This is a genomic window from Paenibacillus sp. CECT 9249 (assembly GCF_918697855.1).
Lineage (GTDB): Bacteria > Bacillota > Bacilli > Paenibacillales > Paenibacillaceae > MSJ-34.
In genome coordinates this window covers 1-8496 of sequence record NZ_CAKKLI010000083.1, presented here as the reverse complement: position 1 = coordinate 8496, position 8496 = coordinate 1, and the positions used below count along the sequence as shown (strand labels likewise).

General features: G+C 51.9%; 10 protein-coding genes. 1 reads left to right on the top strand and 9 read right to left on the bottom strand.

Translation table 11 applies throughout. The features are described from left to right. The first annotated feature begins 147 nt into the window (after positions 1-147). Positions 148-366, top strand: a complete 219-nt coding sequence (locus tag LQ229_RS26515; protein WP_230193369.1) for a hypothetical protein — start codon at positions 148-150, stop codon at positions 364-366. 394 nt (positions 367-760) lie between these two features. Here the strand turns inward: LQ229_RS26515 and LQ229_RS26510 are convergent, their stop codons facing one another. From LQ229_RS26510 to LQ229_RS26470, 9 genes are all read right to left on the bottom strand, one after another. Continuing rightward, complete coding sequence (locus LQ229_RS26510) at positions 761-1285, bottom strand: hypothetical protein (RefSeq protein WP_230193368.1); 525 nt, start codon at positions 1283-1285, stop codon at positions 761-763. A gap of 195 nt (positions 1286-1480) precedes the next feature. Continuing rightward, positions 1481-2494 (bottom strand): Gfo/Idh/MocA family oxidoreductase, encoded by a 1014-nt coding sequence (locus LQ229_RS26505; protein WP_216540868.1) that lies wholly within the window; start codon positions 2492-2494, stop codon positions 1481-1483. A gap of 26 nt (positions 2495-2520) precedes the next feature. Continuing rightward, positions 2521-3402 (bottom strand): hypothetical protein, encoded by an 882-nt coding sequence (locus tag LQ229_RS26500; RefSeq protein WP_216540867.1) that lies wholly within the window; start codon positions 3400-3402, stop codon positions 2521-2523. A gap of 96 nt (positions 3403-3498) precedes the next feature. Continuing rightward, positions 3499-4323: a PIG-L deacetylase family protein gene (locus tag LQ229_RS26495; protein WP_216540866.1), complete on the bottom strand. Its 825-nt coding sequence runs from the start codon at positions 4321-4323 to the stop codon at positions 3499-3501. A 40-nt stretch (positions 4324-4363) separates the two neighbouring features. Then, the gene (locus LQ229_RS26490) at positions 4364-5122 is read right to left on the bottom strand and encodes a TIM barrel protein (RefSeq protein ID WP_230193367.1); all 759 of its coding nucleotides are present in this window, start codon (positions 5120-5122) and stop codon (positions 4364-4366) included. Beyond that, positions 5040-5405 carry a hypothetical protein gene (locus LQ229_RS26485; RefSeq protein WP_230193366.1) on the bottom strand — a complete coding sequence of 122 codons (366 nt, stop codon included), beginning with the start codon at positions 5403-5405 and terminating at the stop codon, positions 5040-5042. The genes LQ229_RS26490 and LQ229_RS26485 overlap by 83 nt, the downstream gene beginning before the upstream one ends. A gap of 18 nt (positions 5406-5423) precedes the next feature. Continuing rightward, a complete protein-coding gene (locus LQ229_RS26480) occupies positions 5424-6983 on the bottom strand; it encodes an extracellular solute-binding protein (protein ID WP_230193365.1) in 1560 nt (519 codons plus the stop codon). A gap of 128 nt (positions 6984-7111) precedes the next feature. Further along, a complete protein-coding gene (locus LQ229_RS26475; protein ID WP_216540863.1) occupies positions 7112-7993 on the bottom strand; it encodes a carbohydrate ABC transporter permease in 882 nt (293 codons plus the stop codon). A gap of 29 nt (positions 7994-8022) precedes the next feature. Further along, positions 8023-8382, bottom strand: coding sequence for an ABC transporter permease subunit (locus LQ229_RS26470; protein WP_290370081.1), 360 nt, complete (start codon positions 8380-8382; stop codon positions 8023-8025). Positions 8383-8496 lie beyond the last annotated feature (114 nt).

The following is an 8496-nucleotide window of genomic DNA, read 5'->3' as shown; positions in this document are numbered from 1 at the left end:
GTGTATCCACATAATGTTGACTTGAACCGAACGAACTGGGAAACCTCCACTTTTTTACAGTCCGCGAGGCAGATCCACTATATTCAGTGTTTGATATTACGGGCTTTCGAAATTTAGGATAAATACTACCTTGAGGCCGTTGATGAAGTGTATATTTCTGCTACAGGAAGTTTCCCTACCACTCAAATTGTAGCAGATGGAAGTGCTGTGCTAACATATGTAAAGAGAAAAGGTGAGACAGGTAGTATAGGTGGTACTGCTGATTTTATCAAAGGTGGTTTTGAAGTTACTTATGAGTGGTCCGATCAAGTAGATTGGTATGCAAGAAAGCCAATTCATGTAACTGTTAACTATAAAACGATGTAAGCATATGAAACTAAAAGCGGGCGAAGGCCCGTTTTTGGTTTTCCATCTTTAACTCAAATGATTTATTTCATCCTACCAATTTTTAAGTAGAATATCTAATTTTGAACATCCATATCCCAGTAGTTGGTAATTAATTTTCTGTATAGCCTCTCTTTCTAAATTCGAATTTTTCAAAATCCATCCGCGAACCATCCTCCATGCGAAAAAATAAAAAAACGCCCTTGCACAGAAACAGTGTAAGGACGTTCTTCGTCTGACCCGATTATAGCATTTGGAATTGCATCACACAACCAATGGGTCGTCATGGGTGTTGACTATGGAGAAGTCGAGAATCTATTAATCTCCCGAACCGTTATGTCGAGATGTGGTGTCATTCAAGAATTTATTAAATCTATTATGCCGCCGGTTTGAAACTGTTGATCATCGTGTTGTATTCTTGCTCATAATCGTTCCATTTGCTTTTCAACGTCCATGCGAGAAGCTGCACATAATCCGTAGGCGTCTCGACGATCGTCACCAAATAAACGACTTGAATGCCGTCGATCGATCCTTCCAACTTGTATTGCAGCGCCGGATTTCCGCCAATCGTTACTTCCTTAACCTCTCCTTGCACCGGATCGCTTACGCTTGCCAAGAAAGGCTCCGATACGACCTCATAGTACTGCTGCAACGTGAAGTCGGTGAAATCTTCTTTCGACTCAATCAAACCGAGCAAATATTTTTCTTTGCGCGGGTTGAAAATTTGCAAGTCTCCGCTGTCGTTCAATTGCGTTCCCGCGTCTTGCCACTCGGCAGTGGCTTCCACTTGATATTTGTCGTCTGTGCTTTTAAACACCTTCGGGGAACTCGAACCCCCGCCGCATGCCGCAAGCAGCGCAACCATCGATACCATTAATACGATTGCAAAAATCTTTTTCATTTACTCCACCCTTATCGTCTTTTTTGTGCCGACAATATCCATTGTCAAAAAATGGCGTTCCTGACACGATCCGATACCGTAGTTTAGCACCCAACTTATTATCGGCATTTTGGAAATGCAAGCCAATAGGAAAAAAGATCATTTTTCGCCTTGGTCACGAGTTTTTCCTGGGTATAAAGTCCTGTTTTTGTCGATTTATGACTCGAGCCGGTCGAAATATACCTTTTGGCCGGTGCGGGCGGAGAGATATAAAGCTTCGAGCATCTGGGCGAGATCGATGCCTTCGTTAACGCCGAATAACGGTACGGCTTCTCCTTGCATCGCCTTGAGCCATTGGCGAATCGAGGGCGTGCCGGCTTCCTTGGGCAGCGGAGATGCGCCGGAGCCTTCGTCGGTCAGTAAGCGAAACGTGCCGTCGCCCGGCTTCAACAGCTTGCGATGTTCGCCGGTGGCGCCGCCGGCGAGATAGCTTCCCCTTGTGCCGTAGAGTTCGACGGAGAAGGGGGAGCGGCACGCCACATGGCTCGCATCGCATAATGCAATCGCGCCGTTTGCGTATTCCAGGATGCAGGCGGCGTTATCTTCCGCGATGCCTCCGCCCGAGTAGCGGGAGACGATCGCGGTGACAGCCGCCGGTCTCCCAAGAAGCCAGCGCGCCAAATAGAGGCAATGAGCGCCGAGATCCGCGAATACCCCGTGCGCGCTCTCCCGGAAACGGTACGGCCATCCGTCGCCAAGCGCGCCGTCATGGGCATTGCGAATCCGCACGCTCGTAATGCCCCCGATCGTTCCGGCCTCCACCAACTGTTTGGCGGCCAGATTAATCGGCCAACGCTTGAGCGACATATCGATGGCGAACGCAATGCCCGCACGCTCGATCGTCTCCGCAACGGTCAGCGCGTCTTTCGTTGTGAGCGCCAGCACTTGGTCGGCCAACACATGTTTACCCGCCTCGGCGGCGGAAGAGATCAAGCCGGCCGCGTGTTCCGGCGCGCAATCGAGGATGACGCCGTCAATATCCGGGCGCGCAAGCAGCGCCTCCAGGTCCGGCTCGAATTCCGTTGCAAATTCGCGGGCAAAGGCGGCTCCGCGCGGCGCTTCCTCGTCCCATAACGCCACGATCTCCGCCTCCGGCAGCTCCGCCAAATCCCGGGCAAAGCTTCTCGCATGGTAATGATTCCAACAACTGAGCATGGCTAATCTAGGCATGGCAAGCCTCCTCCAAGGTTATATTTTTATAGATTAATAGCTACGATCGCGCATAATCCCGTCGCAATGCCGGCGATTCCCCCCGAAGTCAGCTTCTCCTTAAACAGAATGGCGGAAAGAAGCGTCAGCATAACGACCATGCTTCCGTTAACGAGAGGGAACAGGTAAATTCCCGGCATTCGTCCCGACAAATACGTGACGGCGGCGTTGCCTAAACCGGTCGAAACGGCCAGGCTAACGGCGAATACGGCGGATTGGCGCATGACGGCAATCCCGGTTTCCTTGTGCTTGAGCGATCGGAATACGGCCATGCCGATCAGGGAGCATAAACAAGCGGCGGCAAAGCCTGCAAACATGAATTGCGGCACTTCCCGCCCTTGAAGAGCCGTTTGATGAACTTTGGCGGCAACGGGCAGGAGGCCGTTCAACAGGAACGCCAACAGGCAGAAGACGATCCATTGGACGCCGCCCTTGCGGTTTGTTCCCGCACCGTACACATTAACAAAGTAGAAAGACAGCAGGAATAGAAAGATCCCGGCCCATTTCGCGGGCGTAGCCGTTTCCCCCCAGAAGAGCATGCTGGCTATAACAGGAATCATTAAGCTGGCGGAAAAATAGAACGCGGAATAAGACAACGGGCCTGTATTCATCGCGCCCGCATAACTAAACATCGCCAAGGTGAAAACGAACCCGTAGACCGACCCGAGCGCGAGCGTGAGCGGGGCAAACGGCGGAGCGCCGGCAAAGAGCCACCAAAGCGCGAACGCCGCCGCGATCAGGCCGGTGTAAAACGTGTTTAACGTGCAAAGAGCTGCGTATCGGCGGCCTTCCGGCAGCCGGCATTGCTTCAGGCTGAGCGTTTGCACGATAAACATGACGATGGCAAATACGGCTAATAACAGATACACATTCGTGCCTCCCAAGCGTATCGTACGAAAATAAGTCGGCACCGCTTCCTTGGAGGCAGTGCCGACGCGCGGTTCGAAGACCGCGGATCCCGGCGTTTATCCCAACATCGGAAATAAAGCCCTGATCTCTTCGTCATCCGGTCTTCTGCTATATGGGGCGATTTCGAAAGGTTCGGCATATTTGACCGCCGCCGCTCGTTCCTTGCCGTACCATTTCTCCAAGCCCGGCATCATCTCGCCGGACGCGTACATAAACTCTCCCCAGTACCGCAGCAAAAACCGTTTTTTATCTTCCCAACTGCTTGGCACTTCGTCGAGAAACCCCGCTTGCCACGGCGTAAATTCGTAAAATTGCGAAGCGTGGGCGTCGCAGGCGAGAAGCTTCTTCTCCACGACGCGTTCCACATCGATCACAAGATCAGGTTTATAACGATGTTTCATCGAGTAGTCCGGCATGAGTAAAAATAAGGGCGATTTCTTCAAGCATGGGACATCCGGCACGGCGTTCGGCGTCAGCGCGACAAAGGACGCGGCGTCGCTGACGACTTTCCCCGCATACCGGTTATCCGCATGATTCCCGCCGTCCGGATGGAAGGCGACGACAATGTCCGCTTGCCATTCCCGGATGCGGCGAATTACTTGATGCCGGACCCGAATATCGGGCAGCAATTGCCCGTCGGGCGTATCCAGCACCTCGTATTCCTCGATTCCCAAACGATGCGCCGCTTCTTGCGCTTCCGCCATTCTGCGCCGGACCAGTTCCGGACCGTGCTGGCTGTAGTGTCCGCAGCAGCCGTCGGTTAACGACAGAAATTTCACTTTATGTCCCATTTCGGCGAAGAATGCCGCGGTTCCGCCCGCGTAAATATCGGGCTCGTCCGGATGCGCTCCGATGACGATAACGCGAATTTCCCGTTTCATAGCGTTCTCCTTTTCATCGATATTGCGATACATCAACTATCTACTCGCGAAGTCCCAGGCGATCGAGCACGGAGAAGAGATGATCGCGGGAAGCGTTCAGCCGTTCGTCCCGCTGTTCCCAGTAATCGATCGCTTCATAAGCTTCCGGCTCCATCAGTTGCCCTGCCGCGATGCGCTTCTGGCATAGATACGCATAGCGCACGATCGCGGAAACTTCAGCCAACTGCAGATCGGGGTGGCGATCGACCCATTCCTTCACATAAATGTCGATCGGCATATACCCTTTATGGTCTTCCACTTGCAGTTGAAGCTTCGGATTATATTTTGCGATCTCGCGAAAGATCTCCTCGAAATCGACAACCCCTTGCCCGCACGGCTTGACCTGTCTGGTCAGCCCATTGTCCGTGAAGAAGACGATGAAGTCTTTGGCATGCATTTGATGAATGTACGGCGCGGTACGTTTGACGACGGCCATCGGGTCCTCGCCGATCGAAAGCACATTGCAAGTATCGAAGGCGACGCCCAGCACGTCGTCTCCGACCGCCTCGATCAAGCGCAAAATTTCGAACGACGTAATCTCATCATGCGTCTCCAGATTGATTCGCGTGCCCGTTTCGCGGAGAACGGGCGCGAGCAGCTTCAGAAATTTCTCGGTGGCCAGCAATTGGTCCTCCCACGTGACGTCCGTGCGGAAACGGTCGTACAAAAAGTAGCCGTCATGCTTCGGTTTGAAATTGGCGGTTACCCCTATCAATTCTTTGGCTCCCATCGAAGCCGCCGCGCGGATCTGCTTCTCCATGGCGAGCTTGTAGTCTCCGCCTCCCAGCAGCCAAATTTCCGGCGTTTCGTTGGTAATTGTACGGATTAACCCGGCCGATGCCGAAATCGATGTACAAATCCAATTCTTGCGCGATATTCGCAGCCTCTTGCAACTCCCCGGGATCGAGAGTGGGGGAGATGTACACCGGCGATTTGTAATAAGCGCCCTGATATCCTTCCGCTTTCACCTGCCGCAGCGCTTGTTCAACGGGGATGGATTCGTCGCGCAAAAATCCGTGATGCATGTCGATGCCTATTTTCATTCCGCGATACCTCCTATCTCATTCGCTAACCGTGCTGTTGTATAGTTCCAGCAGTTTGCTGACGCCTTTCGCGTTAATATCCTGGACGTACCGATCCCATTCCGTATCCAGCGAAAGTTTGCCGTAGACGAATTGCTCATGCACTTTCAGGAATAAATCGTTGATAGACGTAAGCAGCATTTTCTCTTCCTCGCGTTGTTCGGACGTCAGCTTCGGCATTTTGGCGATCGCCGGGAACCAATCGTTCGCGTTCGCTTCTTCCGTCAATGTTTCCACCACCGGATCGTTAAAGGTTTTCATAAACCATTCGTACGGGAACACCATCAAATAATTGTTGTTGGAAGCTCCGATATCCCAGAGCGCGCGTTGAATGCCGGTCTTCTTCATTTCCTCGGGGAAATCCTTGCGCCCGTCCTTCTCGATATAGGTTTGGTCTTTGACGCCCCAAGTCATCATATCGATCGCTTCGTCGCTGTACAGCCAGTTGACGTATTCCAGCAGCTTGTCGAAATAAGGCTTCTTCACTTCGCCGGCCGGAATGCCGATCCCGTGATAAATTCGGTTGGCGGCCGTCGTTTTTGCGCCTCCCGGACCGGCGATCGGCGGCAGCGGAACCAGCTCGAAGTCGGGACTTACGTTTTTCTTGCCATCGGCGTTAAGTTGTCCAACCTCGCTGAGCCAGGTATAAGAGAACACGCTTTTGCCGGTGGCCATCTTTTGTTTCCATTGGTCCAGGCTGGATGTGAACAGTTCCGGATCTGCGATCCCTTCCGTAACCAGCTTGTTCAAGTATTTGACATATTGCTTGTAATTTTCGCCCGTATAGACATACTCGTATCGGTTGGTCTCGGGATTCAGCATAAATCCGTTATAGCTCGGCCCGATTCCCCAGGACGGCCCGGCATTGGCAAGCAATTGATCGGCGCCGAACAGATTGGTCATCGGAAAGCTCTTCGGATCGGCTTCCTTCAACTTCTTCAATACGGTATACAGTTCCTCGGACGTTGTCGGAATCTGCAGTTGGTGTCGATCCAGCAAATCTTTGCGGATCACCGGTCCGCGGTTATAGATGGCCGATTCGTTCATAAACGGCAGAACGTACAGCTTGCCGTCTTTCAGTTTCCATTCGTTTAATTCTTCCTCGATCCGATATTGTTCGATTTTTTGCTGCAAATTCGGCAGTTTGTCCATATAATCGCTGATCGGCAGCAGCACTCCCGTCTGCGCGAACTCGAGCACTGCGTTCTGATCCATCAGCGCGATCAAATCGGGCGCGGAGCCGGAATTGAGGACAAGCTTCAGTTTGCCGGCGTACTCCGTATCCGGTACGGTCTGCATTTCCAGCTTTACATTCGTTTTCTCCGTCATCTGCTGCAGGACGGGCCAGTTTTTGTTGTAGGGATAGGCCGAATTATCGCTGTATAACATGCTGAAAGTAAGCGTATCGCCTGTCCCTTGCCCCACTGAAGATGTCGAACCTTTGCCGGAACATGCCGCCAGAAGCAGAGAGATCGCTAGAAGAAGAATCCCCGCTTTGGCAATCGTCCGTACCGATTTTGTTGCCTTGTTGTTTGTCATTGGTACCATAACCTCCCCATCATTTGTACAATCTTGGCCGGCAGGCGTATCGCCGCCTATCGGCTATCTATTGTTTCGCCTCGGCGAGGCGCGAACAACCTTCGCTGCATGCGTGCGCACCGCACCGCTTACCCTTTGACCGACCCTAGCATGACGCCGGCCACAAAATGCTTCTGCGCAAAAGGGAATACCGCGATGATCGGCAAAGCCGTAATGATGATCGCCGTAGACTTTAGCGCCGCCGCCGAAGTGCTCCTGAGCGAATCTTCGATGACGGTCCCGCCTTGAGACGCGATGTCGGAACCGACGATAATGTTTCGCACGATCAGCATAATCGGATACTTGTCCGTGCTGTTCAAATAGATCATGGAGTTAAACCAGTTGTTCCAATAATACACGATGAGGAACAGGCTGATTGCGGCCATAACCGGTTTGGCAAGCGGCAAGATAATCCGGTACAAAATTTGAATCGGATTGAGCCCGTCGATCATCGCGGATTCTTCCACATCGGCCGGAATGCCTTGGAAATAGGTCATCATCAAAATCAAATAATAGGGCGTAATGCAAAACGGGATCACGATCGCCCAGATAGAATCGATTAAGCCTAAGCTTCGCACCAGCATATAGGTTGGAATGAGCCCGCCGCTGAAGAACATCGTGAACATGATGAATAAAATCAACGTTTTGCGTCCCTTTAACGCCCTCTTCGAGAGCGGGTAGGCGCAGACCGTGAGCATAAACAGCCCGATCAACGTACCTAGCGCCGTTTGGATCACGGAATTTCGAAATCCCGAGAGGATATCGGGAAAGGCGAATAGTTTGATATATGAATTGACATTGAAGCCTTGCGGAAACAGCCCGACGCGGCCGCCGACAATCGCCGCCGAATCGCTGAAAGAAACGGACAGGATATGAAGGAACGGCAAGACGATTGCGCCGACGACAATCAGCATAAAGGCTCCGTTGAAGAGCATGAACAGTTTGTAACTCCAGGTTTTGCGGTATAGCATTGGTGCGCCTCCCAACGTATGATATCCATTTAATATAAGGAGTGGCCGGATATTTTTCTTGATATATAGTTTCCTGCTGAAACGAGAATGAGCCCGATCAACCCTCCGAACATGCCGACGGCGGTAGCGTAGCTGTAATTGCTGTTTTCCAGACCCATTCGAAATACGAACGTATCGATAATATCGCTCGTGATCGAGTTGCTGGGCGTGAACAGCAGGAGCACCTTCTCAAATCCAAGCGTCAACATCGATCCGAGCGACAAGATGAGGACGACGGAGATGGTCGGCAGCAAATGCGGTATCGTAACGTTAAATATCTGCTTCAATCTTCCCGCCCCGTCGATTTCGGCCGCTTCATATAATTGAGGGTCGACGGTAGATAAGTCCAGCGGTAAGATGTCAAGTCCCTGATTCTTGAGAATTGGAAATTTTCTTGGCCGTAAAGCAAGGGAGTCAGGGAAAATGACAGCACCAAACTAAACCCAGCCCGAAAATCAAGTCAT

Excerpts from the sequence above, each read along its gene's own strand:
- LQ229_RS26475 (WP_216540863.1), bottom strand. The coding sequence starts at position 7,993 with ATGCTATACCGCAAAACCTGGAGTTACAAACTGTTCATGCTCTTCAAC.
- LQ229_RS26480 (WP_230193365.1), bottom strand. The coding sequence starts at position 6,983 with ATGACAAACAACAAGGCAACAAAATCGGTACGGACGATTGCCAAAGCG.
- LQ229_RS26485 (WP_230193366.1), bottom strand. The coding sequence starts at position 5,405 with ATGAAAATAGGCATCGACATGCATCACGGATTTTTGCGCGACGAATCC.
- LQ229_RS26510 (WP_230193368.1), bottom strand. The coding sequence starts at position 1,285 with ATGAAAAAGATTTTTGCAATCGTATTAATGGTATCGATGGTTGCGCTG.
- LQ229_RS26505 (WP_216540868.1), bottom strand. The coding sequence starts at position 2,494 with ATGCCTAGATTAGCCATGCTCAGTTGTTGGAATCATTACCATGCGAGA.
- LQ229_RS26490 (WP_230193367.1), bottom strand. The coding sequence starts at position 5,122 with ATGGAGAAGCAGATCCGCGCGGCGGCTTCGATGGGAGCCAAAGAATTG.
- LQ229_RS26495 (WP_216540866.1), bottom strand. The coding sequence starts at position 4,323 with ATGAAACGGGAAATTCGCGTTATCGTCATCGGAGCGCATCCGGACGAG.